At 73.8% G+C, this 24,564-nt stretch carries 21 protein-coding genes; 3 read left to right on the forward strand and 18 right to left on the reverse strand.

Annotation, left to right across the window (positions count from 1 at the left end):
- Positions 1-100 precede the first annotated feature (100 nt).
- The 5 genes from ABGB16_RS28875 to ABGB16_RS28895 all read right to left on the reverse strand — a co-directional run bounded on the left by ABGB16_RS28875 (position 101) and on the right by ABGB16_RS28895 (position 5,763).
- On the reverse strand, positions 101-1,789 hold the full coding sequence (locus tag ABGB16_RS28875; RefSeq protein ID WP_347671249.1) for a ribonuclease J: 1,689 nt from the start codon (positions 1,787-1,789) through the stop codon (positions 101-103).
- Positions 1,790-1,841: 52 nt separating this feature from the next.
- Positions 1,842-2,768 (reverse strand): 4-hydroxy-tetrahydrodipicolinate synthase, encoded by a 927-nt coding sequence (dapA, locus tag ABGB16_RS28880; RefSeq protein WP_347671250.1) that lies wholly within the window; start codon positions 2,766-2,768, stop codon positions 1,842-1,844.
- A gap of 53 nt (positions 2,769-2,821) precedes the next feature.
- Positions 2,822-3,559 (reverse strand): FAD-dependent thymidylate synthase, encoded by a 738-nt coding sequence (gene thyX / locus ABGB16_RS28885; RefSeq protein WP_347671251.1) that lies wholly within the window; start codon positions 3,557-3,559, stop codon positions 2,822-2,824.
- 381 nt (positions 3,560-3,940) lie between these two features.
- Complete coding sequence (locus ABGB16_RS28890) at positions 3,941-4,537, reverse strand: DUF2752 domain-containing protein (protein ID WP_347671252.1); 597 nt, start codon at positions 4,535-4,537, stop codon at positions 3,941-3,943.
- On the reverse strand, positions 4,534-5,763 hold the full coding sequence (locus ABGB16_RS28895) for a crosslink repair DNA glycosylase YcaQ family protein (protein WP_347671253.1): 1,230 nt from the start codon (positions 5,761-5,763) through the stop codon (positions 4,534-4,536). Before ABGB16_RS28895 ends, ABGB16_RS28890 begins: the two co-directional genes overlap by 4 nt.
- 79 nt (positions 5,764-5,842) lie before the next feature.
- On the opposite strand from ABGB16_RS28895, the gene ABGB16_RS28900 reads away from it, so the two are divergent.
- Positions 5,843-6,394, forward strand: coding sequence for a GNAT family N-acetyltransferase (locus ABGB16_RS28900; protein WP_347671254.1), 552 nt, complete (start codon positions 5,843-5,845; stop codon positions 6,392-6,394).
- Here ABGB16_RS28900 and ABGB16_RS28905 read toward each other — a convergent pair.
- A complete protein-coding gene (locus ABGB16_RS28905; protein ID WP_347671255.1) occupies positions 6,293-7,603 on the reverse strand; it encodes a glycosyltransferase family 87 protein in 1,311 nt (436 codons plus the stop codon). The genes ABGB16_RS28900 and ABGB16_RS28905 overlap by 102 nt on opposite strands.
- A gap of 35 nt (positions 7,604-7,638) precedes the next feature.
- Here ABGB16_RS28905 and ABGB16_RS28910 point away from each other — a divergent pair, with 35 nt between their 5' ends.
- The gene (locus tag ABGB16_RS28910) at positions 7,639-8,220 is read left to right on the forward strand and encodes a GNAT family N-acetyltransferase (RefSeq protein WP_347671256.1); all 582 of its coding nucleotides are present in this window, start codon (positions 7,639-7,641) and stop codon (positions 8,218-8,220) included.
- Positions 8,221-8,244: 24 nt separating this feature from the next.
- Here the strand turns inward: ABGB16_RS28910 and ABGB16_RS28915 are convergent, their stop codons facing one another.
- The 4 genes from ABGB16_RS28915 to ABGB16_RS28930 form a co-directional block, all read right to left on the reverse strand.
- On the reverse strand, positions 8,245-9,141 hold the full coding sequence (locus tag ABGB16_RS28915) for a carbohydrate ABC transporter permease (protein ID WP_347671257.1): 897 nt from the start codon (positions 9,139-9,141) through the stop codon (positions 8,245-8,247).
- Position 9,142: 1 nt separating this feature from the next.
- Entirely contained in the window at positions 9,143-10,279 is a 1,137-nt protein-coding gene (locus ABGB16_RS28920; RefSeq protein WP_347671258.1) for a sugar ABC transporter permease, read from the reverse strand.
- Positions 10,280-10,344: 65 nt separating this feature from the next.
- Entirely contained in the window at positions 10,345-11,592 is a 1,248-nt protein-coding gene (locus ABGB16_RS28925) for an extracellular solute-binding protein (protein WP_347671259.1), read from the reverse strand.
- A 36-nt stretch (positions 11,593-11,628) separates the two neighbouring features.
- On the reverse strand, positions 11,629-12,606 hold the full coding sequence (locus tag ABGB16_RS28930; protein ID WP_347671260.1) for a LacI family DNA-binding transcriptional regulator: 978 nt from the start codon (positions 12,604-12,606) through the stop codon (positions 11,629-11,631).
- A gap of 235 nt (positions 12,607-12,841) precedes the next feature.
- Between ABGB16_RS28930 and ABGB16_RS28935 the strand changes: the two genes are divergently transcribed.
- Entirely contained in the window at positions 12,842-14,992 is a 2,151-nt protein-coding gene (locus ABGB16_RS28935; RefSeq protein ID WP_347671261.1) for a glycogen debranching N-terminal domain-containing protein, read from the forward strand.
- A 1-nt stretch (position 14,993) separates the two neighbouring features.
- Here ABGB16_RS28935 and ABGB16_RS28940 read toward each other — a convergent pair whose 3' ends face one another.
- From ABGB16_RS28940 to ABGB16_RS28975, 8 genes are all read right to left on the reverse strand, one after another.
- Complete coding sequence (locus tag ABGB16_RS28940; RefSeq protein ID WP_347671262.1) at positions 14,994-15,482, reverse strand: GNAT family N-acetyltransferase; 489 nt, start codon at positions 15,480-15,482, stop codon at positions 14,994-14,996.
- 68 nt (positions 15,483-15,550) lie between these two features.
- On the reverse strand, positions 15,551-16,324 hold the full coding sequence (gene dapB / locus ABGB16_RS28945) for a 4-hydroxy-tetrahydrodipicolinate reductase (protein ID WP_347671263.1): 774 nt from the start codon (positions 16,322-16,324) through the stop codon (positions 15,551-15,553).
- A gap of 129 nt (positions 16,325-16,453) precedes the next feature.
- Positions 16,454-17,740 (reverse strand): pitrilysin family protein, encoded by a 1,287-nt coding sequence (locus ABGB16_RS28950; RefSeq protein WP_347671268.1) that lies wholly within the window; start codon positions 17,738-17,740, stop codon positions 16,454-16,456.
- A gap of 175 nt (positions 17,741-17,915) precedes the next feature.
- On the reverse strand, positions 17,916-20,282 hold the full coding sequence (locus ABGB16_RS28955) for a polyribonucleotide nucleotidyltransferase (protein ID WP_347671264.1): 2,367 nt from the start codon (positions 20,280-20,282) through the stop codon (positions 17,916-17,918).
- 228 nt (positions 20,283-20,510) lie between these two features.
- A complete protein-coding gene (rpsO, locus tag ABGB16_RS28960; protein ID WP_145775614.1) occupies positions 20,511-20,780 on the reverse strand; it encodes a 30S ribosomal protein S15 in 270 nt (89 codons plus the stop codon).
- Positions 20,781-21,023: 243 nt separating this feature from the next.
- On the reverse strand, positions 21,024-21,953 hold the full coding sequence (locus tag ABGB16_RS28965) for a bifunctional riboflavin kinase/FAD synthetase (protein WP_347671265.1): 930 nt from the start codon (positions 21,951-21,953) through the stop codon (positions 21,024-21,026).
- A gap of 83 nt (positions 21,954-22,036) precedes the next feature.
- Positions 22,037-22,921, reverse strand: coding sequence for a tRNA pseudouridine(55) synthase TruB (truB, locus tag ABGB16_RS28970; RefSeq protein WP_347671266.1), 885 nt, complete (start codon positions 22,919-22,921; stop codon positions 22,037-22,039).
- Between the two features lie 85 nt (positions 22,922-23,006).
- On the reverse strand, positions 23,007-24,329 hold the full coding sequence (locus ABGB16_RS28975; RefSeq protein ID WP_347671267.1) for an MATE family efflux transporter: 1,323 nt from the start codon (positions 24,327-24,329) through the stop codon (positions 23,007-23,009).
- Positions 24,330-24,564: the final 235 nt, after the last annotated feature.

The raw sequence follows: 24,564 nt of genomic DNA on the forward strand, positions 1-24,564 counted from the left end.
ACCGTGCCCGGCGTAGGGATCAAGCCTGACCGCCCGGAGCCGGGCACGGTCGCCCCCAGCCCCCACCCGGGCCAGCGTCGCGCGCGGCCGGAATGGGGCGTCAGACCTCGACGACCGTGGGGACGATCATCGGCCGGCGCCGGTACGCGTCGTTGACCCAGCGCCCGACCGTGCGCCGGACGATCTGCTGGAGCTGGTGGGGGTCGGTGATGCCGTCCGCGGCGGCCCGGTTCAGCGCCTCGGTGACCAGCGGGACGACCGGGGAGAACGCCTCCGGGTCCTCCGAGAAGCCCTTGGCCGAGACGGTCGGGCCGCCGACCACCTTGCCGGTGACCGAGTCGACCACCACCGTGGCGGCGATGAAGCCGCCGTCGCCGAGGATCCGCCGCTCGGTGAGCAGGGACTCGCTGACGTCGCCGACGGCCAGGCCGTCGACGTAGACGTACCGGCTCTTCACGTGGCCGACCAGGCTGGCGCGGCCCTCGACGAGGTCGACCACGTCGCCGTCCTCGCAGAGCACCACCCGGTCCGCGGCGACCCCGGACTCGATGCCGAGCCGGGCGTGCGCGCGCAGGTGCCGCCACTCGCCGTGCACCGGCATCAGGTTGCTCGGCCGGACGACGTTGAGCAGGTACAGCAGCTCGCCGGCGGGGGCGTGCCCGGAGACGTGCACCTTGGCCACGTCCTTGTGCACGACCACCGCGCCGGCCCGGGCCAGCCGGTTGATCACCCGGTAGACCGAGGTCTCGTTGCCGGGCACCAGCGAGGAGGCGAGCACGACGGTGTCGCCGGGGGCGATGGTGATGTGCCGGTGGTCGCCGCTGGCCATCCGGCCGAGCGCGCTCATCGGCTCGCCCTGGGAGCCGGTGGACATCAGCACGATCTGCTCGGGCGGCAGCGTCGTCGCCTCCTCGACGCCGACGACCAGGCCGGGCGGGATGTTGAGCAGGCCCAGGTCCCGGGCGATGCCCATGTTGCGGACCATCGAGCGGCCGATCAGCGCCACCTTGCGGCCGTGCTCGAGGGCCGAGTCGAAGACCTGCTGCACCCGGTGCACGTGCGAGGCGAAGGACGCGACGATGATCCGGCCGCGCGCCTTGGCGAAGATCGAGTCCAGCACCGGCCCGATCTCCCGCTCCGGGGTGACGAAGCCGGGGATCTCCGCGTTGGTGGAGTCCGACAGCAGCAGGTCGACGCCCTCGGCGCCGAGCCGGGCGAAGCCGGCCAGGTCGGTCAGCCGGCCGTCCAGCGGGAGCTGGTCCATCTTGAAGTCGCCGGTGTGCAGCACCAGGCCGGCCGGGGTGCGGATGGCCACCGCGAGGGCGTCCGGGATCGAGTGGTTCACGGCGAAGAACTCGCACTCGAACGGGCCGAGCCGCTCCCGGCCGCCCTCCCGCACGGTCAGCGTGTACGGCTGGATCCGCCGCTCGGCGAGCTTCGCCTCGACCAGGGCGAGGGTGAACTGCGACCCGACCAGCGGGATGTCCTGCTTGTGGGCGAGCAGGTACGGCACCGCCCCGATGTGGTCCTCGTGCCCGTGGGTGAGGACGATCGCCTGGATGTCGTCGAGCCGGTCCAGGATCGGCCCGAAGTCCGGCAGGATCAGGTCGACGCCCGGCTGCTCGACGTCGGGGAAGAGCACGCCGCAGTCGACGACCAGCAGCTTGCCGTCGTACTCGAAGACGGTCATGTTCCGGCCGATGGCGCCGAGCCCGCCGAGCGGGGTGATGCGCAGGCCACCCTCCGGCAGCGGCGGGGGCAGTTCGCCCTCGATGTGCGCGTCGGTCACGCGTCCACCTCATTCTGCGACGCCGTCACCCGGCGTCCGTCGTGTCGTTCGATCATTCGGGGAGCTCCAGACCCGCCGCCGCGCAGTCCGCGCGCAGCTGGGCGATCTCGTCGTCGGTGGCGTCCACCAGCGGGGGGCGTACCGGGCCGGCCGGCAGCCCCTTGGCCGCCAGGCCCGCCTTCACCAGGATGGTGCCCTGGGTACGGAAGATGCCGGTGAACAGGGGCAGCAGCCGCCGGTGCAGCGCCAGCGCGGTGCCGGGGTCGCCCGCGTCGTACGCCTCGATCATCCGCTTGGTCAGCGCGCCGGTGAAGTGGGTCGAGGTGCCGACCAGGCCGACCGAGCCGACCGCCAGCGCGGGCAGCGTGAGGGAGTCCTCGCCGCTGTAGAACGCCAGGTCGGTGCGGCTGGTCACCCACGAGGTGGCGGCGAGGTCGCCCTTGGCGTCCTTGACCGCGACGATCCGGCCGTGCTCGGCGAGGCGTACCAGCGTCTCGGAGGCGATCGGCACCCCGGCGCGGTGCGGGATGTCGTACAGCATGATCGGCAGGCCGGTGGCGTCCGCGACGGCGGTGAAGTGCCGGACCAGCCCGCTCTGCGGCGGCTTGTTGTAGTACGGCGTCACCACGAGCAGACCGTGCGCGCCGGCCTTCTCCGCCGACGCGGCCAGCTCGATGGTGTGCCGGGTGTCGTTGGTGCCGACGCCGGCCACCACCCGCGCCCGGTCACCGACCGCCTCCACCACGGCCCGGATCAGGCGCTCCTTCTCCGCGTCGGTGGTGGTGGGCGACTCGCCGGTGGTGCCGTTGAGCACGAGCGCGTCGTTGCCCTGCTCGTCGACCAGGTGGTTCGCGAGCCGTACGGCCCCGTCCAGGTCGAGCGATCCGTCGGCGGTGAACGGGGTCACCATGGCGGTGAGCAGTCGGCCGAACGGGCGCGAGGGCGCCCGGTCCGCGGCGACAGGAAGGTCGTGCGTCATGCTCACAACTTATCGGACGACCGCGGGCGGCCCGCCGGGGAAGGGCGTAGGACTCACTCGGCGTGCTGGCTGGCCGCCACCTCCGTGCCGTCGGGCAGGGTGGTGATGACGAAGTCGGCGAAGACGTTCGGGGCGACCCGCTGAAGCTGGCGCAGGCACTCCACGGCCAGCTCGCGGATCTCCACGTCGGCCTGCTCGGTGGCGCGCATCTTGACGAAGTGCCGCCACGCCCGGTAGTTGCCGGTGACCACGATCCGCGTCTCGGTGGCGTTCGGCAGCACCGCCCGGGCCGCCTGCCGGGCCTGCTTGCGGCGCAGCGTCGGGTTGGGCTCGTCGGCGAAGCGCTGCTCCAGCCCCGCCAGCAGCTCCGTGTACGCCCGCACGCTGGCCTCGGCGGCCTCGACGAACCGCTTGTGCAGCTCCGGGTCCTCCGCGATCACCCGGGGCTCGACCATGGCCGCGTCCCGCTCCGGGACGTAGCGCTGGGAGAGCTGCGAGTACGAGAAGTGCCGGTGCCGGACCAGCTCGTGGGTGAAGGAGCGGGAGACCCCGGTGAAGTAGAAGGTCACCGTGCCGTGCTCCAGCACCGACAGGTGTCCGACCTCCAGGATGTGCGCCAGGTAACCGGCGTTGGTGGCCGTGGCCGGGTTGGGCTTCTTCCACGACTGGTAGCAGGCCCGGCCGGCGAACTCCGCGAGGGCCTGGCCGCCCTCGGCGTCGGTCGACCACGGTACGTCGTCCGGGGCCTGGAACTGGGTCCACGCGATCAGCTTGACCTGGGGCTGCACCATATCCGGCATTCCTCGGACTTTAGCCGCCCACCGGAGCCCCGCCGACGTGGGGCTCGCCGCCCGAAACCCGCACCACCTGCGAATCCCGGACACTTCGCGCCCGCTCGGCCCGACGCGTGGCCAAGATCTCGCTGGCTCCCGCGCCCGCATACCCGGCCGCGCCGGGTGCGGGTGCGGTGTCCGCCGCCTGTGGAGCTGCCCGCACGGACGGGGCAGCCACTGCGGCGGCCGGGAGCAGCCCGGCCGGACGGCTGGGCGCACATACGGGGCAGCTCCACAGGGTCCACCGCCACCACCGGCCGCCGGCCCGGCCCGCCGCCGTCCAGGGGCCGAGGGACGGGTGGCCGCACCCTGACACGGGCAGCGACCGGGACGCGGGGGTCAGACGTAGAGCGAGGTGAACGGGGCCCAGGGGAGGTTGCGGGCCACCGAGAAGACCAGCCAGGCGGCCAGGAACGCCCCGATCACCTTGGAGCTGACCTGCGGCTGCGGCAGCCGCCAGCCGAACGCCTGCCGGCCGGCCCAGGCCACGAACAGGTACGCCAGGAAGGGCAGCGCGAAGACGAAGAGGAAGTGGTGCCGGGCCGCGGCCGGCACGTCGCCGTGCAGCACGTACCAGAGGGCCCGGGTGCCGCCGCAGCCCGGGCAGTCCAGCCCGGTGGTGAGCTTGAGCAGGCAGGTCGGCGCCGCGTCCGGCTCGGCCCGGGTCGGGTCGCTGAGCAGCGCGTACGCCATGCCGAGGCCCACGCAGCCGAGGGCGGCCAGGGGCACCGCCCAGCGCGGCGAGCGGTCGTGGACCCGCATGACGAAGCGGGTGAACCGGTCCGGCTCCGGCACCTGGTACGCCGGGTACGCCCCGGGCGGCGGCCAGGCGGCCCCGGCCGCGGCGTGGGCGTGGCCGTCGTGGGCGTGGTAGTCGGCCGCGGGGGCGGCGTCGGGTCGGGCGTTCGGGCCGTCAACGCTCGTCACGTCGATCACGGTACACCCGCCACGCCCCGCAGCGCGCCCGCCAACGGGGCCGCGAGGTCACCGGCGGCGGGCGGGGCGACCGCGTCCAGCCCGAGCCAGCCGGCCAGCCGGTAGAGCTCGGCCGCCAGGGCGAGCGCCGTCTCCCCCGGCTCGACGCCGGGCTCGACCCAGGCGGCCGGGACCAGCAGCACGCCCGCATTCCGGTCGGCCTTGAGGTCGACCCGGGCGGTGAACCGCTCCCCCTGCAGGAACGGCAGCACGTAGTAGCCGTACACCCGCTGCGGGGCCGGGACGTAGATCTCGATCCGGTAGGTCAGGCCGAACAGCCGCTCGGCACGGCCCCGCTCCCAGATCAGCGGGTCGAACGGGCTGACCAGCGCGCCGGCCCGCACCCGGCGGGGCAGCCGGGCGGCGGCGTGCAGGTACGCCGGCTGCCGCCAGCCCGGCACGGTCACCGGGGTCAGCTCGCCGGCCTCGACCAGCTCGGCCACGGCGCGCCGGGCGCCGGCGGCGGGCAGGCGGAAGTAGTCGCGCAGCTCCGGCTCGGCGGCCACCCCGAGCGACCGGGCGGCGACCCCGACCAGCGTCCGGTACGCCTCCGCGTCGGTCGGCGTGGGCGCGTCCAGCACGGCCGGCGGCAGGACGCGCTCGGGCAGGTCGTAGCGGCGGGCGAACGAGGTGGTGCGCTCGGCGGCGGTCACCTCGCCGGCCCAGAACAGGAACTCCAGGGCCTGCTTGACCGCCGACCAGTTCCATCCCCAGTTGCCGGTCTGCCGGGGCGCGTCGTGCTCGATCTCGGCGACGGTCAGCGGCCCGCGGGCGGCCACCTCGTCGCGGACCCAGGCGACCAGGCCGGGCTGCTCGCGGGCGATCCGGCGCATCCCGCCCCAGGCGTCGTCGCGCGCCCGGGCCATCCGCCAGCGCAGCGCCGGGTGCAGCCCCACCGGGACCAGCGACGCCTCGTGCCCCCAGTACTCGAACAGCTCGCGGGGGCGGCGGTAGGCCGCCGTGTCGAGCAGCGCCGTCGGGTACGGCCCGAGCCGGCTGTACAGCGGCAGGTAGTGCGCCCGTTGCAGCACGTTGACCGAGTCCAGCTGGATCAGCCCGACCCGGTCGAGCACCCGGCGCAGGTGGCGGCGGGTGGGCGCGCCGGTGGGCGGCGGGTCGGCGAAACCCTGGGCGGCCAGCGCCACCCGCCGGGCCTGGGCGAGCGAGAGCGATTCCGGTGCGGCCATCGTCGGGCACCCTATTCCACACGTACGACACGACGGCGGGACGCTGGACGCCGGGCCGGCCGGGGCATACAACGGACGGATGCTGGTGATCCGCCCCGAGGAACCGGACGACGCCGAGGCCGTCGCCCGGGTGCACGTGCACGGCTGGCAGGCCGGCTACGCCGGGATCATGCCGGACGAGGTGCTGACCCGGCTCAACGTGGCGGCCTGGGCGCAGCGCCGGCGGGACATGGGCACCGCCGACCCGGGGCAGCCGTTCCGCACGCTGCTCGCCGAGCGGGGCGGCGCGGTGATCGGCTTCGCCACGTTCGGGCCGTACCGGAACAACCAGGACCGGTCCGACCTGGACGACGCCCTCGGCGAGGTGGTGGCGATGTACGTCGAGCGGGCGTACTGGGGGGACGGGACGGCCGGGCGGCTGCTGGCCGCGGCCCGGGCGGCGCTGGCGGGGCGGGGCTGGACGGCGTACCGGCTGTGGGTGCTGCGGGACAACCGCCGGGCCCGCCGCTTCTACGAGCGGGCCGGGCTGTCACCCGACGGCGAGCGGTCCACCTACCAGGTGCCGATGACCGGCGGCCGTCCCCCGGTCGGCCTGGTCGAGCTGCGCTACGCCGGGCGCCTCGACGGCTGACCCGGCGGGAGCCGCGCCGCCGCCCGCCCCGGCCCCGGACGGGGTCGCCCACCGGCGCACCGGCAGCAGGAGCAGCAGCGCCAGGCTGATCCAGACGTAGGTGTTGCTGCCGAGGAAGCCGTCGACGCCCGTGAAGTCCTTCTCCCAGGACCAGACGATCCGGCTGCACAGCAACGCGTACCCGATGGCGGCGGCGGCCAGCAGGACGCGGCGCCGGCGGCTGCGGGCGGCGGCCGCCATGCCGTTGTCGACCAGCAGGAGCAGCGCCGGCAGCAGCCAGACCAGGTGGTGCACCCAGGTCACGGGGCTGACCAGGCACATCACCGCGCCGGTCAGGGCCAGACCGGTGGCCTCGTCGCCGGCGGCCGCCGCGGACCGGGACCGCCCGACCCAGACGGCGAGGGTGGCCAGCACGAGCGCCGCCCAGGCGATCGTGCTCGGGTGCTCGGGGTCCAGCCGGGCCACCACCCCGCGCAGCGACTGGTTGGACACGAACGCCAGCTCGCCGACCCGGCCCGTGTTCCACAGCGCGGTGGTCCAGAACTCGCGGGACGCATCGGGGAAGAGGGCCGCGGCGAGCAGGGTGACGACGGTCGCGGTGCCCGTCGCCGTCAGCGCGGCCCGCCAGCGCCCGGTGACCAGCAGGTAGACGACGAAGATGCCCGGCGTCAGCTTGATCGCCGTGGCCAGGCCCACGCCGACGCCCGCCCATCGGCTGCCGCCCGGGATCAGCCGCAGCAGGTCCGCCCCGACCAGGAACAGCAGGAGCATGTTGACCTGGCCGAAGTTGACCGTCTCGCGCATCGGCTCGAACGCGGCGGCCAGGCAGAGCGCCACGGCGAGGGCGAACCAGCGGGTCCACCCGGCGCGGCGGGCGACCGGGTCGAGCAGCCACCAGATCAGCACCGCGCTGACCACCACGGAGGCGGTCACGCTCACGACGATCGCGGCCGTCCACGGCAGGTACGCCATCGGCAGCATGACCAGGGCGGCGAACGGCGGGTACGTGAAGCCGTACTGGGTGTTGGGCTTGAGGAAGTCGTAGAGCTCCCCGCCGTCGTGGACCCAGAAGCGCAGCGCTCCGTGGTAGACCCTGAGGTCGAAGAAGCCGTGCCGCACGGCCGCGACGGACAGGAACGCGGTCACCGCGACGGCGAGCGCGACCACGCCCACGACCTGCGCGATCGCGCGTCCGGGACCCTGCGCCACCGTCGCCTCCCCCACCCTGCGTAGGCTTCCGTCCCATGGCTCTCGGGTACGTCCGCCCGGCGCGTCCGGAGGACGCCGGCGAGATCGCACGCATCCAGCTCGCCACCTGGCGGGTCGCGTACCGCCGGATCCTGCCCCGGCACGTGCTCGACAACCTGGACGAGGCGTACCTCGCCCGGCGGTGGAGCGCGGCGGTGCAGGAGCCGCCCTCGGACGCGCACCGGGTGCTGGTCGCCGTCGAGCAGGCCGAGCAATCGTATCTGGTGGGGTTCGCCGCCTCCGGTCCGGCCGACGCGGAGTCCCGCGCGCCCAACGAGCCGGCCGACGCGCTCGGGCCGGACGTGGTGGCGGTGACGGACCTGCTGGTCGAGCCGCGCTGGGGCCGGCGCGGGCACGGCAGCCGGTTGCTCGCGGCCAGCGTCGACCTGTGGCGCGCCGACGGGTTCGCCCGCGCGGTGGCCTGGGCGTTCGACGGGAACCCGGCGACCCGGAAGTTCCTCACCGGTGCGGGCTGGGAGCCCGACGGCGCGGCCCGGGCCCTCGACGTCGACGACATGCTGGTCAACCAGTTGCGGCTGCACGTCGCCGTACCGGCCGCGGCGGCCCCCGGCGAGTAGCCGGGGACCGCCGGGGGCCGCCGGTCAGCCCTTGTCCGCGCCGTCGTTGGCGTCCCGGACGAAGTACCGCTGGAAGATCACGAAGAGCACCGCCACGGGGATGGTGGCCAGCAGCGCCGCGCCGAGCTTGAGCGGGTACTGGTTGCCCTTGCCGAGCGAGCCGCTGACCAGGTCGGCCAGGCCACGCGGCAGCGTGAACAGGTCCGGGTTCTGCACCGAGACCAGGCTGTGCGGGAACTCGTTCCAGGAGCCCTGGAACGACAGGATGGTCAGCGTGATCAGGGCCGGCTTCGCCATGGGCAGCACCACCGACCAGAACGTGCGGAAGACGCTGGCGCCGTCGATCCGCGCCGCCTCCTCCACGCTCACCGGGATCGACTCGAAGAACTGCTTCATGATGAACACGCCCGCCGCGTCGGCCAGCAGCGGCACCACCAGGCCGGCGTAGCTGTCGTAGATGCCGAGCTGGTTGAGCACCAGGAACTTCGGGATCAGCAGCACCACGCCGGGCACCGCCATGACCGCGATGATCGCGGCGAACAGCCCGCCCCGGCCCCGGAAGCGCAGCCGGGCGAGGGCGTACCCGGCGAGCGAGTCGAAGAACACCCGCCCGAGGGTGACCAGGACGGTGACCAGCAGCGAGTTACCGAGCCAGAGCGGGAAGTTGGTGCCTTCGAAGATCCGCTCGAAGCCGGCCATGGACACCGGGTCGGGGATCGGCGAGAGCGGGTTCGCCGCCGCGTCGGGCTCGGTCTTGAACGAGTTGCCGATCTGGATGACGAACGGGTAGAGGAACACCAGCCCGAAGAAGACCAGGACGGCGTACCCGACGAAGCGGCTGGCCAGGGCGCGGGCCCCCTGGTCCCGGCGCGGGCGGGCCGGCGTCGGGGCCGCCGCCGGCCGGTCGGTCGGCACGGCCATCTCAACCCCCCTGCCGTACGCGACGCCGCCACCACGGGCCGCGTCGCGCGCCGGCCGGCTCCCGCTCGGCCATCAGCCAGCGCTGGAGCACGGTGAACACGATGATGATCAGGAACAGCACGAACGAGATCGCCGCGCCGGAGCCGTAGTCGAAGTCGCGGAACGCGGTCCGGTACGACAGGTACGCCGGGGTGAGCGTCGTCTTGGCCGGGTCGCCCTGGCTCATCACGTACACCTGGTCGAAGACCTGCCAGCAGCCGATCAGGCCCAGGGTGAGCACCAGGAACATGGTCGGCCTGATCATCGGCAGGGTGACGTGCCGGAACCGCTGCCAGCGGCTGGCCCCGTCGAGCGTGCTCGCCTCGTCGAGCACCACGGGGACGTTCTGCAACGCGGCGAGGAACATCAGCATGAACGTCCCCGACGTGGTCCAGACGACCAGCGCGATGATCGACATCATTGCCACGCTCGGCCCGGAGAGCCAGTCCCACCAGGTCAGCCCGAGCGGCCCGCCGCCGGTGAGCGCGCCGGGCGGATTGTCGGTGTCCAGCCCGAACACGCCGAGCAGCAGGTGCAGCACGCCCCGGGAGTCGGCGAACCACTGCGGCCCGTCGATGCCGAACATCGCGAGCAGGTTGTTGACCGCCCCGGAGCTGGAGAACATGAACAGGAAGACCACGCTGATCGCCACGGAGCTGGTCACCGACGGGAAGTAGAAGGCGGTCCGGAAGAAGCCCTTCCCCTTGAGCATCCGGTTGTTGACGATCAGGGCGAGCCCGAGGGCGAGCACCGTCTGGGTCGGCACGACGATCGCCACGTAGTAGACGTTGTTGCGCAGGCTGGTCATGAAGTCCCGGCGATCCAGCCCGTCCTCCGTGAACAGCCTCGTGTAGTTGTCGCCGCCGACGAACGGCACCTTGCCGGTGAACGGGCTGCCCTGGCCGTTCCAGTCGGTGAGGCTCACCCAGAGCGCCATCAGGATCGGCAGCAGCAGGAACAGCCCGAGGATCACGATCACCGGCGCGACGAACAGCCAGCCGGCGACGGTCTCGTTGGCGCGGGTACCGCGTCCTCGCCGCCGCCCCTTCCCGGGCGGCCGCTTGGCGGTGGCCGGGGCCGCGAGCGCGTCGGTCGCCATCTCCCCTCCTTCCAGGGAAGGAAAGGAAGGGCCCCTTGCGTGGCAAGGGGCCCTTCCTTTCAGCCTCAGCCGCCGAGGGCCGCCTTCGCGTTGGAGTCGAAGCGCGACAGGATCGTCTTCGGGTCGCCGTTGGCCAGGCCCTGCAGGCCGGTGTCCAGGTCGCTGAGGACACTGTCCATCTTCGGGGCGTTCACCGGGCCCTGGGCGTACGCGGCACCGTCGATGAACGGCTTGTCCGCCGGGAACTGGCTGGTGTACTGGTCGCGGACCGACTGCCGCGACGGCATGACGCCGAACGCCTTGGCGAAGGCGATCTGCTGGTCGCCGGCGGTCATCGCCTCGACGAACTTGAACGCCTGCTCCTTGTACTTGCTCTTGGCGGCGACGCCCCAGCACTGGGTGAAGGACAGCGTGCCCTTGCCCTTCGGGCCGGCCGGCAGCTCGACGACCTTGTACTTGACGTTCGGGAAGTCGTTCTGCAGGGCACCCTTGATCCAGTTGCCCTCGATGGTCATCACGGCCTTGCCCTTGCCGAACGCCTCGCCGGACCAGCCGGAGTCGAGCTGCTTCGGGTACTTGGCGAGCCCGTCGGTGAGCATCTTCTTGACGTACTCGAGGGCGGCCAGGTTCTCCGGGGTGTCGGCGGTGGCCTGCTTGCCGTCCTTGCTCGTCAGCCAGCCGCCGTTCTGCACCATGAACGCGCCGATGCGGTCCCGGGTGTCGCCGAGGGCGAGCGGGACGAGGCCCTTGGCCTTGATCTTCTGGGCGGCGGCGGTGAGCTGCTCCCAGGTGGTGGGCACGTCGGCGTCGGTCAGTCCGGCCTTCGCCCACAGGTCGGTGTTGATCTGGAGGGCGAGGGTGGAGAAGTCCTTCGGCGCGCAGTAGAGCTTGCCGTCGTACGTGAACGTGGTGCGCAGGCTCTCGTAGAAGTCGTCCTTGTTGCTGATCTTGTCGCCGTACGGCTCCAGGGCGCCGACGCTCGCGTAGTCGGCGAACCGGGCGGCGTCGACGTAGAACACGTCCGGCGGGGTGCCGCCGGCGAGGGCCTGGCCGAGCTGCTGGGTGAGGTCCTGCGCGGGGGTGACGGTCGCGGTGTTGCCGGAGCTGGACGCCCACTTCGCGGCGGCGTCCTGCACCGCCTTGGTCTCGGCCTCGCCGGACGAGCCGATCAGGATCTGCAGGCTGGCCGGCCCGCTGGACTGCGCGGTGTCGCTGGACTTGTCGTCGAAGCCACTGCCGCAGGCCGTGGAGCCGAACAGCGCCGCGGCGGCGATGCCGGCCACGGTCGCGCGGCGGAGGAATCGAGCTGTCATCTCATTCTCCTGGGGGATGGTGGTAGGGGAAGGTGTTTACGCGGTGTGGCGCCGCACGAGTGAGGGCTCGAGCAGCACCGGGGAATCGAAGTCGTGGCCGTCGAGCACGCCGGTGAGCTGCTCGACGCAGCGGGCGGCGACCGCGGCGAGGGGTTGGCTGACGCTGGTCAGCCCGACCGCGGCGGCGACCGGGGTGTCGTCGAAGCCGACGACGGCGACCTCGGCGCCCGCGCACCGGACGGCCCGGAGGGCGCCGAGGGCGAGCGAGTCGCTGGCGCAGACGACGGCGGTCGGCGGCTCGGGCTCGGCGAGCAGGTCGTTCATCATCCGCTCGCCCTCGCCGACGCCGTCCGCGGTCTCCCGGTCCAGCGGGCCCGGGTCGATGCCCGCGGCCCGTAGGGTGCGGTACCAGCCCGACCGGCGGTCGTCGCCGACGCCGGAGCCCTTCGGCCAGCCGATGAAGCTGATCCGGCGGTGGCCCGTCTCCAGCAGCATTCTGGTCGCCTGCGCCGTCCCCGCCGCGCCGTCGACGTCGACCCAGGGGTGGGACTCCAGGTCGTCCCAGGGGCGCCCGAAGGTCACGAACGGCACCTTGCGGGCGGCGAGCCAGGCGGTGCGGGGGTCACCGTGGTCGGTGCCGGTGAGCACGAAGCCGTCCAGGTCGTACGCGGCGAGCAGGTCGGAGTAGACGGCGATCTCCTGGCCGTCGTCGTCGGCGGTGTAGAGCAGCACCCGGTAGCCGGTGGCGCCGGCGGTCTCGGTCAGCCCGTGCAGGAACCGGTCGAGCACCGAGCCGTTGATCCCGTCCCGGGTCGGCTGGATGCGTACGGCGATCAGCCGGGACCGGCCGGTGCGCATCTGCCGGGCGGCCTGGTTGGCGCGGTAGCCCAGCGCGACGATGGCCTCCTGCACCCGGCGGCGGGTCTCCTCCCTGACGATGTGGGGGGCGTTGAGCACGTTCGAGACGGTCTGCCTGCTCACCTGGGCGCGCCGGGCCACCGTCGCGATGGTCACCTTTTGTGCCACAAATTCCCCCTCGCCGTCTTGAACGATCGAACCGACTTACGGCAGGATTGGAACGTTCAAGTTGCTGGAATGTTTCGCACTTTGCACCGCCCCGGACGATCTGTCAAGACGGCCCCCGACGCCCCTCCGGCACGGCACGGCATGCCACACCACCCGCGCCGCCGGTGCGGCAGCCGGCACCGGTCGCGGCAGACGTCCCCCGAGAAACCCCTGGAGCCGCCCCGTGACCGAACGCCGCCTGCAACCCCTGCTGCACGACCTCGTCGGGGTTGTCCACGCCCCGACCAGCGCGCTGGGCGACGCGGCCGGACAGATCCGCCCGGCCGGCGTGCAGGGCGTGTTCCACGCCGACGCCCGGGTGCTGTCCCGGGCCGAGCTGCGCGTCGACGACCGAGAGCCGGAGGCGCTGACCCGTGGGCCGGTCGGCCCGCACGCCGCCCGCTTCGTCGGCCTGACCCGGTGGCTCGGCGACCCCGGCGCCGACCCGACCGTCCGGGTCGACCGGGTCCGCCGGCTCGAACCGGGCGGGCTCACCGAGGAGCTGCACGTCGTCTCCACCGCCGCCGCGCCGGTGCGGGCCACCGTCAGCGTCGACCTCGGCTGCGACCTGGCACCGATCGAGATGGTCAAGTCGGGCGACACGACCGAGCCGCTGCCGGCCAAGATGACCGGCGCCGGCCAGGTGACCTGGGCCGCCGACGGCATCACCGTCACCGTGACCGGCGAACAGGCCGCGGCCGACGCCGACGGCGACCGGGCCCGCTCCCCCCGGCTGAGCTGGCCCGTCGAGCTGGCCCCGCGCGGCAGCGTCACCCTGCGCTGGCGGCTGGCCGTCGACGACCCCCGGGCCGTGGTGGTCGCCCCGGCCGCCGCGCCCACCTGGGCCCGGCCGGAGGTGACCGCCGACGACCGGCGGCTGGTCCGGTTCCTCGACCGCTCCCTGGACGACCTGCACACGCTGCGCCTGGCCGAGGCCGGCCACCCCGGGGACGTGTTCCTCGGCGCGGGCGTGCCCTGGTTCCTCACCCTCTTCGGCCGGGACAGCCTCTGGGCCGCCCGGATGCTGCTGCCGCTGGGCACCGAGCTGGCCGCCGGCACGCTGCGGGTGCTGGCCCGCCGGCAGGGCACGCGGGTCGACCCGGCGACCGGCGAGGCGCCCGGCAAGATCCTGCACGAGCTGCGCCGGGGCGAGTTCGCCCTGCCCCAGCACGGCCTGCGGCTGCCGCCCGCGTACTACGGCACCGTCGACGCGACGCCGCTCTGGGTGGCGCTGCTGCACGACGCGTGGCGCTGGGGCCTGCCGGCCGAGCAGGTGGAGCCGCTGCTGCCGCACCTCGAGGCCGCGCTGGGCTGGCTGGGCGAGCACGCCGACGCCGACGGCGACGGCCTGGTCGAGTACGTCGACACCAGCGGCCGGGGGCTGTCCAACCAGGGCTGGAAGGACTCCGGCGACTCCATCCGGTTCCGTGACGGCCGGCTGGCACAGGCGCCGATCGTGCTGGCCGAGGTGCAGGGGTACGCGTACGAGGCGGCGGTCGCCGGGGCGGCGCTGCTCGACGCGTTCGGCCGGCCCGGCGGCGACCGGTGGCGCGAACACGCGGCCCGACTCGCCGAGCGGTTCCGGGCCGCGTTCTGGGTCGACGGCCCGTACGGCCCCCAGCCGGCGCTCGCCCTCGACCGGGACAAGCGGCCCGTCGACTCGCTGACCAGCAACATCGGCCACCTGCTCGGCACCGGCCTGCTGACCGAGGACGAGTCGGCGCAGGTGGCCCGGCTGCTCGCCACCGAGGCGCTGGCCGGCGGGTTCGGGCTGCGTACCATGTCGACCGACGACGCCGGGTACAGCCCGCTGTCGTACCACTGCGGGTCGGTCTGGACGCACGACACCGCGATCGTGCTCGCCGGGCTGGCCCGGGGCGGTCACCGCGAGGCGGCACTCGGCCTGGCCGACGGGCTGCTCGCCGCCGCCGACGCGTTCGACCACCGGGTGCCGGAGCTGTACGCCGGCGACGACCGGGCGCTCATCGGCCGGCCGGTGCCGTACCCGGCGGCGTGCAAGCCGCAGGCCTGGTCGGCGGCGGCCTCGGTGCTGCTGCTCCAGGCCGGCGTCGGGCTCTACCCGGACGTGCCGGGCGGGGTCGTCCGCCTCGACCCGCTGGCCGGGCCGAAGCTGGGCGCGCTGACCGCCCGCGGTCTGCGCGTCGCGGGTGCCCCCGTCGACGTGACGGTCGACGGCACCGGCGCGGCCCAGGTGGACGGCCTCCCGCCGTCCGTCACGCTGACCGCCACCGTCCCCGCCCCGGCCGTCCCGTCCCCGCGCCGCGCCCCCGAGGCCGGCGTCGATCATGGGGTTGGCGGCGGATCCGGTCGCTGAATCAGCCGTCAACCCCATGATCGACGGGTAGTTCGGCGACGACCTCGTCGTCCTCCGTCGCGCCCGTGGGGAGGAAGCCGAGGCGGGTCCAGAGGGTTGCCGCGGCGGCGTTGTCGGGGTGGTACGACAGGCGGACGGCGCGGCACCCCGGCTGCGCCGCCAGCCAGGTGGCCAGGGTGGCCACGGCCGCCTCGCCGACGCCGTGGCCCTGCTCGGTGGCGTCGACGACCACGCCGCCGATCCACCGGGACCCGTCGTCGTCCACGCCCCACATGACGTGCCCGACGACGGCGTCGCCGGCGTACACGGCCAGCGAGGTCCAGACCCCGCCGCGCTCGCTGAGCAGCAGGTAGCGGGCGGCCATCGGGTACACCCAGGCCCGCTGGTCGTCCCGGGGCACGACGTCGGCGACGGCCCGCCAGTTGTGGTCGTCGACGGGCCGCAGGGTGACGTGCCGGCCGGTCCGGTCGCGCCGGTTCGAGTCGATCATCCGGCGAGCCTAGGGGCGGACCGGCGGCCCGGCGACCGGATTGTCGGGCGCGCGGCCCGAGTTTCGTGTCAGTCGAGCAGGTCGTCCAGGCCGACGGTGAGGCCGGGCCGGCTGAGCACCGCGCGGACGGCCAGCAGCACACCGGGCATGAACGAGGACCGGTCGTACGAGTCGTGCCGGATGGTCAGCGTCTCGCCGGTGGTGCCGAACAGCACCTCCTGGTGGGCGAGCAGCCCGGTGGCCCGTACGGCGTGCACCCGTACCCCGTCGATGTCGGCGCCCCGGGCGCCCGGCACCTCGTCCTTCGTGGCGTCGGGGACGGGCCCGAGGCCCGCCTCGGCGCGCGCCCGGGCGATCAGGCGGGCGGTGTGGGTGGCGGTGCCGCTCGGGGCGTCCAGCTTGCGGGGGTGGTGCTGCTCGACGATCTCGACGGACTCGAAGTACCGGGCCGCCCGCGCCGCGAACTGCATCATCAGCACCGCGCCGAGGCCGAAGTTGGGGGCGATGACGGCCCCCACCCCGGGCTTGCCGGCGAGCCAGCCGCGGACCTGGTCGAGCCGCTGCTCGGTGAAGCCGGTGGTGCCGACGACGGCGTGGATGCCCTGGTCGACGCACCAGTGCAGGTTGTCCATCACGGCGTCGGGGGTGGTGAAGTCGACGACCACCTCGGCACCGGCGTCGGCGACGGCGGACAGCCCGTCGCCCTGGTCGATCGCCGCCACCAGCTCCATGTCGGGCGCGGCGTCGACCGCCCCGCACACCTCGGCGCCCATCCGGCCCCGGGCCCCCAGCACGCCCACCCGGATCGGCTCCGCCGGGTTCCTCTCCTGCTGCTCAGTCACGGGGCACAACCTATCCCAAGCCGGTCGCGGGCCAGGTCGCGCCGGTCCAGATCGGGGCACCCGCACCGGGCCGGCCGCCGACCGTCCCGCCCAGGCGAGGGGTCGGGCCGTCCGCGGGATCGACGGCGGTCAGGCGGAGAAGTCGCCCTCGCCGAACGGGCCGACGACGGCCAGGGACATCGGCCGGGCGAGCAGCTCGGCGGCGAGGGCGTTCACGGCGGCGACGCTCACCGCGTCCACCCGGGCCAGCAGCTCGTCCACCGGCATCAGGTCGCCGTAGAGCAGCTCGCCCTTCGCCAGTCGGCTCATCCGGGAGCCGGTGTCCTCCAGCCCGAGCACGAACGAGCCCTTGCTCATCCCCTTGCCCCGGGCCACCTCGGCCTCGGTCAGCCCGTCGGCGGCCACCCGGCGCAGCTCGGCCCGGGTCAGCTCCAGCACCTCGTCCACCTTGCCCGGGGCGCAGCCGGCGTAGACGGCGAAGATGCCGCTGTCGGCGTACTGGCTGGCGTAGGAGTACACCGAGTACGCCAGGCCGCGGCGCTCCCGGATCTCCTGGAACAGGCGGCTGGACATGCCGCCGCCGAGGACGTTGTTGAGCACGCCGAGGGCGAAGCGCCGATCGTCGGTGCGGTCGATGCCGGGGCAGCCGAGGATGACGTGCGCCTGCTCCGACTCCTTCGGCTCGACCAGGGTGGTGGCGGGCTTCGTGCGTACCGTCGGGGTGGCCGGCCGGCGCGCGGCCGGGGCCGCCGGGTCGGTGTCCAACGGGGTGCCGTGCAGGGCCTGACGGACCAGCCGGACCACGGCGGCGTGGTCGAGGTTGCCGGCGGCCGCGACGACGATCTGCGGCGGCGTGTAGTGGCGGCGGTAGAAGCCCTGGATCTGCCGCCGGGTCATCGGGGTGACCGTGTCCTCGGTGCCGGAGATCAGCCGGCCGAGGGGGTGGTCGCCGTAGACGGCGCGGGCGAACAGGTCGTGCACCTCGTCGCCCGGCTCGTCGTCGTGCATCGCGATCTCTTCGAGGATGACGCCGCGCTCGGTCTCCACGTCGGCCGGCTCCAGCAGCGAGTCGGCGACCAGGTCGCACATCACGTCGATGGCCAGCGGCAGGTCCTCGTCCAGCACGCGGGCGTAGTAGCAGGTGTATTCCTTCGTGGTGAAGGCGTTGGTCTCGCCGCCCACCGCCTCGATCTCCGAGGAGATGTCCAGCGCCGTCCGCTTGTGGGTGCCCTTGAAGAGCAGATGCTCCAGGAAGTGCGCCGCGCCGCCCTGCGGGCCGGTCTCGTCGCGGGAGCCGACCGCCACCCAGACGCCGAACGAGACGCTGCGCATCGCCGGGATCGCCTCGGTCAGCACGCGCAGCCCACTGGGCAGCACGGTACGGCGTACCGTGCCGCCCAGCGGATCGTCACTCAGCGTGCGGGTGACCGCCCGGGACGCGCCGCCGGAACGCCCGGGCTGCGGCCCGGTGGCGTGCCGGACGGCGCCGGACGGCGCCACCCCCCGTCGATTCTCCGGAAAGGACGCGCGCCGGGACCGACTCACGAAGACCTGCTCTCAGTTCGACGAGGGGTGGGTGGTGCCGGTCGGGTCAGCTGTGCCGGGTCCGGCGGCGCGGACGCTCGCCGCCCTCGCCACCCTCGCCGCCGCCCTGGCCGCGCTCGCCGCGCTCCGGGCCGCGACCGGCCCGCTCGCCCCGCTCGCGCGGGCCCCGGTCGCCCCGGTCCCGGCCAGCCGGACGCTCACCGCCGGCGGCCTCACCGGCGGCCGGCGCCTCGGCGCCCTCCGGGCGGACCTTGTCCAGGTAGATCTTGCCGCGGGCGTCGATGTCCGCGATCTCGACCTCGACCTTGTCGCCGACGTTGAGGAAGTCCTCGACCTTCTCGACCCGCTTGCCGTCGCCCACCTTCGAGATGTGCAGCAGGCCGTCGCGGCCCGGCAGCAGCGAGACGAACGCGCCGAACGCGGCGGTCTTGACCACCGTGCCCAGGAACTTGTCGCCCACCTTCGGCAGCGTCGGGTTGGCGATCGCGTTGATCCGCTCGACGGCGGCCTGCGCCGACGGGCCGTTGGTCGCGCCGACGTAGATCGTGCCGTCGTCCTCGATGGAGATCTCGGCGCCGGTCTCGTCCTGGATGGCGTTGATGGTCTGGCCCTTCGGGCCGATCACCATGCCGATCTTGTCGACCGGGATCTTGACGGTGGTGACCCGCGGGGCGTAGTCCGACATCTCGGCCGGCGCCTCGATGGCCCGCTGCATCACGTCGAGGATGACCTGCCGGGCCTCGTGGGCCTGCTGGAGCGCGGCGGCCAGCACGTCCGACGGGATGCCGTCGAGCTTGGTGTCGAGCTGGAGCGCGGTGACGAAGTCCCGGGTGCCGGCGACCTTGAAGTCCATGTCGCCGAACGCGTCCTCGGCGCCGAGGATGTCGGTCAGCGTCACGTACTCGGTCTTGCCCTCGACCTCGTCGGAGATGAGGCCCATGGCGATGCCGGCGACCGGCGCCTTCAGCGGCACACCGGCCGACAGCAGGCCCAGCGTCGAGGCGCAGACCGAACCCATCGAGGTGGAGCCGTTGGAGCCGAGCGCCTCGGAGACCTGCCGGATGGCGTACGGGAACTCCTCGCGCGACGGCAGCACCGGGATCAGCGCCCGCTCGGCGAGCGCGCCGTGGCCGATCTCGCGGCGCTTCGGCGAGCCGACCCGGCCGGTCTCACCGGTGGAGTACGGCGGGAAGTTGTAGTTGTGCATGTAGCGCTTGGACTTCTCCGGGGAGAGCGTGTCCAGCGCCTGCTCCATGCGCAGCATGTTCAGCGTGGTGACGCCCAGGATCTGGGTCTCGCCGCGCTCGAACAGCGCCGAGCCGTGCACCCGGGGCAGCACGCCGACCTCGGCGGTCAGCGGGCGGATGTCGCGCGGGCCCCGGCCGTCGATGCGGACCTGCTCGCGCAGCACCCGGGCGCGTACCTCGGCCTTGGTCAGCGACCGGAACGCGGCGGACAGCTCCTTCTCCCGGCCCTCGAAGCGCGCGCCGAGCTCCTCCTGCACGCGGGCCTTGATCCGGTCCAGGGCCTCCTCGCGGTCGGCCTTGCCGGCGATCTTCAGGGCCTCGGCGACCTCGCCGCGGGCCAGCTCGGCCACCGCGTCGTACGCGTCGTCCTGGTAATCCAGGAACACCGGGAACTCGGCGACCGGCTTGGCGGCCACCTCGGCCAGCTCGCTCTGCGCCCGGCACAGCTCGCGGATGGCCGGCTTGGCGGCCTCCAGGCCGCTGGCGACGACCTCCTCGGTCGGGGCGGGGGCACCGCCCGCGACCAGCGCCACGGTGTGCTCGGTGGCCTCGGCCTCGACCATCATGATCGCGACGTCGCCGTCGGGCAGGGCCCGGCCGGCCACCACCATGTCGAAGGTGGCCCGGGACAGCTCCTCGTGGGTCGGGAAGGCCACCCACTGGCCGTCGACGTGCGCCATCCGGGTCGCCCCGATCGGGCCGGAGAACGGCAGGCCGGAGAGCTTGGTCGACATCGACGCGGCGTTGATCGCCACCACGTCGTACGGGTGCTGCGGGTCCAGCGCCAGGACGGTCTCGACGACCTGGACCTCGTTGCGCAGGCCCTTGACGAACGACGGGCGCAGCGGCCGGTCGATCAGCCGGCAGGTGAGGATGGCGTCCTCGCTGGGCCGGCCCTCCCGGCGGAAGAACGAGCCGGGGATGCGGCCCGCGGCGTACATCCGCTCCTCGACGTCGACCGTCAGCGGGAAGAAGTCGAACTGCTCCCGCGGCTGCTTGCCGGCCGTGGTGGCGGAGAGGACGACCGTCTCGCCGAGCTGGGCGATGACGGAACCGGCGGCCTGACGGGCCAGGCGGCCGGTGGAGAACGTGACCTCGCGGGTGCCGAAGGACCCGTTGTCGATCACGGCGGTGCGGGACTCGGTGCCGAGGGAATTCTCGGTCATGGTGCGGTTGTGCTCCTTCGCGTCAGGGGCCCACGACACGGGGAGCTGCTCAGACGGCCGGTCTTCGATCGAAGCGCCCGGGGTGCCGGCGGCTGGCCGGGTTCCCGGGGGCCACTACCGGAGACCGGTACGCTGACCGGCTCCCTGTCGGGTGGTCGCGCGGCCCGGGTGTGATTCGGGTGGTGACGCCGGACGGGGGAGCGACCCGCTGGCCGCTCCCCCGTGACGTCACCGGCGCAGGCCGAGCCGCTCGATGAGCGACCGGTAGCGGTTGATGTCCTTCTTCTGGACGTAGTTGAGCAGCCGACGGCGACGGCCGACCAGCAGCAGCAGCCCGCGGCGGCTGTGATGGTCGTGCTTGTGCACCTTCAGGTGCTCGGTGAGGTCCGCGATCCGCTTGGTCAGGACCGCGACCTGCACCTCCGGCGAACCGGTGTCGCCCTCGGCGGTCGCGTACTCCGCGCGGATCTTGGCCTTGGACTCCTGGTCGAGCGCCATGTTCTCCCTGTTTCGGTGGGTTGATCGGTGGTGTCCGTCGTCAGGCCCGGGGACCCGTCGTCGGGGCCCGGAGACCGGAGACGGACGAACCTCGCACCCGCGGCGTCGTGCAGGCACGCGAGGCTCCACGTCGGTCAGCCGACGTCCCCGTCAGACTACCAGCCTCCGGCGGAACCGCCCGGCGAAGGGCGACGCGACGGCGCGGACGGGCACGAAACCCAGCTCCCCACGGCGGGGTCCGGCTCAGCCGAGAACGCGGCGGGTGCGCTCGACGTCCTGGGCGATCTGGGCCACCAGCGGCTCGATCCCGTCGTACCGGACCTGACCGCGCAGATGGGCGACGAAGTCCAGGGCCAGCCGCTCGCCGTACAGGTCGCCCGAGAAGTCCAGCGCGTACGCCTCGACCCGCCGCTCCCGCCCGGAGAAGGTCGGGTTGGTGCCCACGGAGACCGCCGCGGCCAGCCGCTCCCGGTGCCCCCGGCGCACCAGCCAGGCGGCGTAGACGCCGTCGGCCGGCACGGCGGCGTACCGGTGACAGAGCAGGTTGGCGGTGGGGAAGCCCAGCTCCCGCCCCCGCTGGTCGCCGCGGACCACCACGCCCTCGACCCGGTGCGGGCGGCCCAGCGCGGCGGCCGCCGCGCCCACGTCCCCGGCGTCGACGCAGGAGCGGATGTACGTGGAGGAGAAGACGGTGCCGTCGTCGGCGACCAACGGGCCGCCCTCGACCCCGAAGCCGAACGTGCGGCCGAGCCGCTCCAGCAGCGCCACGTCGCCGGCCGCCCGGTGCCCGAAGCGGAAGTTCTCCCCCACCACCACGAGGGCGGCGTGCAGGTTCTCCACCAGGATGTCGTGCACGAACGCCTCCGCCGGCAGCCGGGAGAACTCCGGGGTGAACGGCACCACGCAGAGCACGTCCACGCCGAGCGCCTCGACCAGCTCCGCCTTGCGGGCCGGCTCGGTGAGCACCGCCGGGTGCGAGCCCGGGCGGACCACCTCGGCCGGGTGCGGGTCGAAGGTGACCACCACCGACTGCACGCCCAGCTCCCGGGCCCGGGCCACGGCGTGCCCGATGGTCGCCTGGTGCCCCCGGTGCACACCGTCGAAGACGCCGATGGTGACGACCGAACGGCCCCAGCCGCCGGGCGCCGCCTCGTACCCCCGCCACCGCTGCATGACGCTCCTCCCCTGCTCCCCGCCGGGCGTTCCGACGGGCCGCCCCGCCCGCCGGGTGTTCCGACGGGCCACCCCGCCCGCCGTCAGGCCGGGGCGAGCACGATCTCCGCGCGGGCCGGGCCGGCCCGTTCGCTGACGATAGCGATCAGCCCACCGCCGGGCCCGAAGACCGCGTACGGGCCGGCGATGCCGGCCGGGTCGAGGGGGCCGCCGTGCGCGAGCACCCGCGCCTCGTCCGCGCTGGCGTCCCGGCGCGGGAAGAACCGTTCGGCCGCCGCGTCCAGCGGCAGGTTGACCACCTCCGGCGCGCGCGGCTCCAGCTCGTCGAGGGTCGCCGCCTCGGTCAGGGTGAAGCCGCCGACCGCCGTGCGGCGCAGCGCCGTCAGGTGCCCGCCGACCCCGAGCGCCAGGCCCGCGTCCCGCGCCAGGGCCCGGATGTACGTCCCCGACGAGCAGGTCACGTCGACGTCGACGTCGACCACGTCCGGGGTGTCCCGGCGGATCGCCAGCACGTCGAGGCGACTCACGGTGACCCGGCGCGCGGGCAGCTCGACGCTCTCGCCCTCGCGTACCCGCTTGTAGGCGCGCTGGCCGTCGATCTTGATGGCGCTGACCGCGCTCGGCACCTGGTCGATCTCGCCGGTGAGGGCGGCGAACGCCGACCGGACCGCCTCGTCGGTCACGGTACCGGCCGGGGTGGTGGAGATCACGTCCCCCTCGGCGTCGTCGGTGACGGTCGCCTGGCCGAGCCGGACGGTGGCGGTGTAGCTCTTCCCGGCGCCGATGACGTACGTCAGCAGCCGGGTGGCCCGGCCCACGCCGATCACCAGCACGCCGGTGGCCATCGGGTCCAGCGTGCCGCCGTGCCCGACCCGCCGGGTCCGGGCCAGGCGGCGGACGCGCGCCACCACGTCGTGCGACGTCATGCCGCCGGGCTTGTCCACCACGATCAGACCGTCTGCGCTCACGACCGCCAAGCCTGCCAGACGCTCTCCACCACGCCCCGCCCGACCTGGCGGCTGGGCTCGCCCGCCGGGTGTTGGAAAGGGCCGATCAGCGGACGGCGCCGACGACCGCCCAGCCGCCGGAGCGCAGCCGCAGCAGCAGGGCGGCCAGCCGGACCACCACGAACAGCGTCAGCCCCGCCCAGATCCCGCCGAGGCCCAGGTCGAACGCGTACGCCAGCCAGATCGCCGGCAGGAAACCGCCGAACGCGGCGACGATGGTGAGGTTGCGCAGGTAGCGGACGTCGCCCGCGCCGATCAGCACCCCGTCGAGGGCGAACACCACGCCGCCGATCGGCTGCAACGCCACGAACCACGGCCAGGCGACCATGGCCTGGTCGCGTACCTGGGGATCGGAGCTGAACCACGACGGCACGATCCCCGCCCCGGCGGCGATCAGCAGCGCGAACGCCACGCCGCAGACGGCGCCGAGCAGCGCGATCCGGCGGGCGAGGGCGCGGGCGCCGGCCGCGTCGCCGGCCCCGAGCGCCGCCCCGATCAACGTCTGCGCGGCGATCGCGAGCGCGTCGAGCACCAGGGCGGTGAAGAACCACAGCTGTACGGCGATCTGGTGGGCCCCCACCGCCGCCGCGCCGAACCGGGCGGCGACGGCCGTGGCGGACAGGAAGCTGGCCTGGAAGGCGACGCCCCGGACGAGCAGGTCGCGGCTGAGCACGAGCTGCTGGCGGATCACCCGGGGGCGCGGGCGCAGCGGCACCCGCTCGCGGACGAGCGCGGCGGCGAACAGTCCGCCGGAAATGGTCTGGGCGACGGCGTTCGCCACGGCGGAACCGACCAGTCCGAGGCCGGCGGGATAGACCAGCAGCGGGCAGAGCAGCGCGGAGAGCAGGTTGGGGCCGAGCACGAACCACAGCGGCCGGCGGAGGTCCTGCACGCCGCGCAGCCAGCCGTTACCGGCGGCGGCGAGCATCAGGCCGGGGGCGCCCAGCGCCGCGACCCGCAGCCACTGCGCGGCCGCGGCGGCCACCTCGCCCGAACCGCCGAGGGTACGCGCCAGCGGGCCGGCGCCGACCTGCATGCCGAGCGCGACGAGCACCCCGACCCCGAGCGCGAGCCAGGACGCCTGCACGCCCTCGGCCACCGCCGCGGCCCGGTCGCCGGAGCCGAACCGGCGGGCCGCCCGCCCCGTGATCCCGTACGCCAGCACGCTGCCCAGCCAGGCGGTGAGGGTGAGCACGGTGCCGCCGACGGCGAGCGCGGCCAGCGGCACCCGGCCCAGATGCCCGACCACGGCGGTGTCGACCAGGACGTAGAGCGGCTCGGCGGTGAGCACCACGAGGGCCGGCAGGGCGAGCGCGGCGATCCGCCGCGGCGACGCGACGGTGGGCGGGGCGAGGGTGGACTGGCTCATCGCCGCCGATCCTGACACGACACACGTAAGGATCGCAACATTCTGCACCACTTACCCGCGCATCAAGATCGCGCTCGAATCATCGATGTAGTGGCACGCCGGGGCCCTGTCAGGTCGGTGGGGGCGTGGTGTCGGTTTCTTGTTTGATGGGTGGGAAATTCTTCTCCGCGTTTTCCCCGGCGAAGTAGGAAGGGCCGTAGTCGACGATGACGATGCGATTGGGGTTGATAATAGG

It is taken from the genome of Micromonospora sp. B11E3, assembly GCF_039871625.1.
GTDB lineage: Bacteria > Actinomycetota > Actinomycetes > Mycobacteriales > Micromonosporaceae > Micromonospora.

Bases quoted from the DNA above. Each gene is read 5' to 3' on its own strand.
- dapA (WP_347671250.1), bottom strand. From the start codon at position 2,768: ATGACGCACGACCTTCCTGTCGCCGCGGACCGGGCGCCCTCGCGCCCG.
- thyX (WP_347671251.1), bottom strand. From the start codon at position 3,559: ATGGTGCAGCCCCAGGTCAAGCTGATCGCGTGGACCCAGTTCCAGGCC.
- ABGB16_RS28895 (WP_347671253.1), bottom strand. From the start codon at position 5,763: ATGGCCGCACCGGAATCGCTCTCGCTCGCCCAGGCCCGGCGGGTGGCG.
- ABGB16_RS28900 (WP_347671254.1), top strand. From the start codon at position 5,843: ATGCTGGTGATCCGCCCCGAGGAACCGGACGACGCCGAGGCCGTCGCC.
- ABGB16_RS28910 (WP_347671256.1), top strand. From the start codon at position 7,639: ATGGCTCTCGGGTACGTCCGCCCGGCGCGTCCGGAGGACGCCGGCGAG.
- ABGB16_RS28915 (WP_347671257.1), bottom strand. From the start codon at position 9,141: ATGGCCGTGCCGACCGACCGGCCGGCGGCGGCCCCGACGCCGGCCCGC.
- ABGB16_RS28920 (WP_347671258.1), bottom strand. From the start codon at position 10,279: ATGGCGACCGACGCGCTCGCGGCCCCGGCCACCGCCAAGCGGCCGCCC.
- ABGB16_RS28925 (WP_347671259.1), bottom strand. From the start codon at position 11,592: ATGACAGCTCGATTCCTCCGCCGCGCGACCGTGGCCGGCATCGCCGCC.
- ABGB16_RS28940 (WP_347671262.1), bottom strand. From the start codon at position 15,482: ATGATCGACTCGAACCGGCGCGACCGGACCGGCCGGCACGTCACCCTG.
- ABGB16_RS28955 (WP_347671264.1), bottom strand. From the start codon at position 20,282: ATGACCGAGAATTCCCTCGGCACCGAGTCCCGCACCGCCGTGATCGAC.
- rpsO (WP_145775614.1), bottom strand. From the start codon at position 20,780: ATGGCGCTCGACCAGGAGTCCAAGGCCAAGATCCGCGCGGAGTACGCG.
- ABGB16_RS28965 (WP_347671265.1), bottom strand. From the start codon at position 21,953: ATGCAGCGGTGGCGGGGGTACGAGGCGGCGCCCGGCGGCTGGGGCCGT.
- ABGB16_RS28975 (WP_347671267.1), bottom strand. From the start codon at position 24,329: ATGAGCCAGTCCACCCTCGCCCCGCCCACCGTCGCGTCGCCGCGGCGG.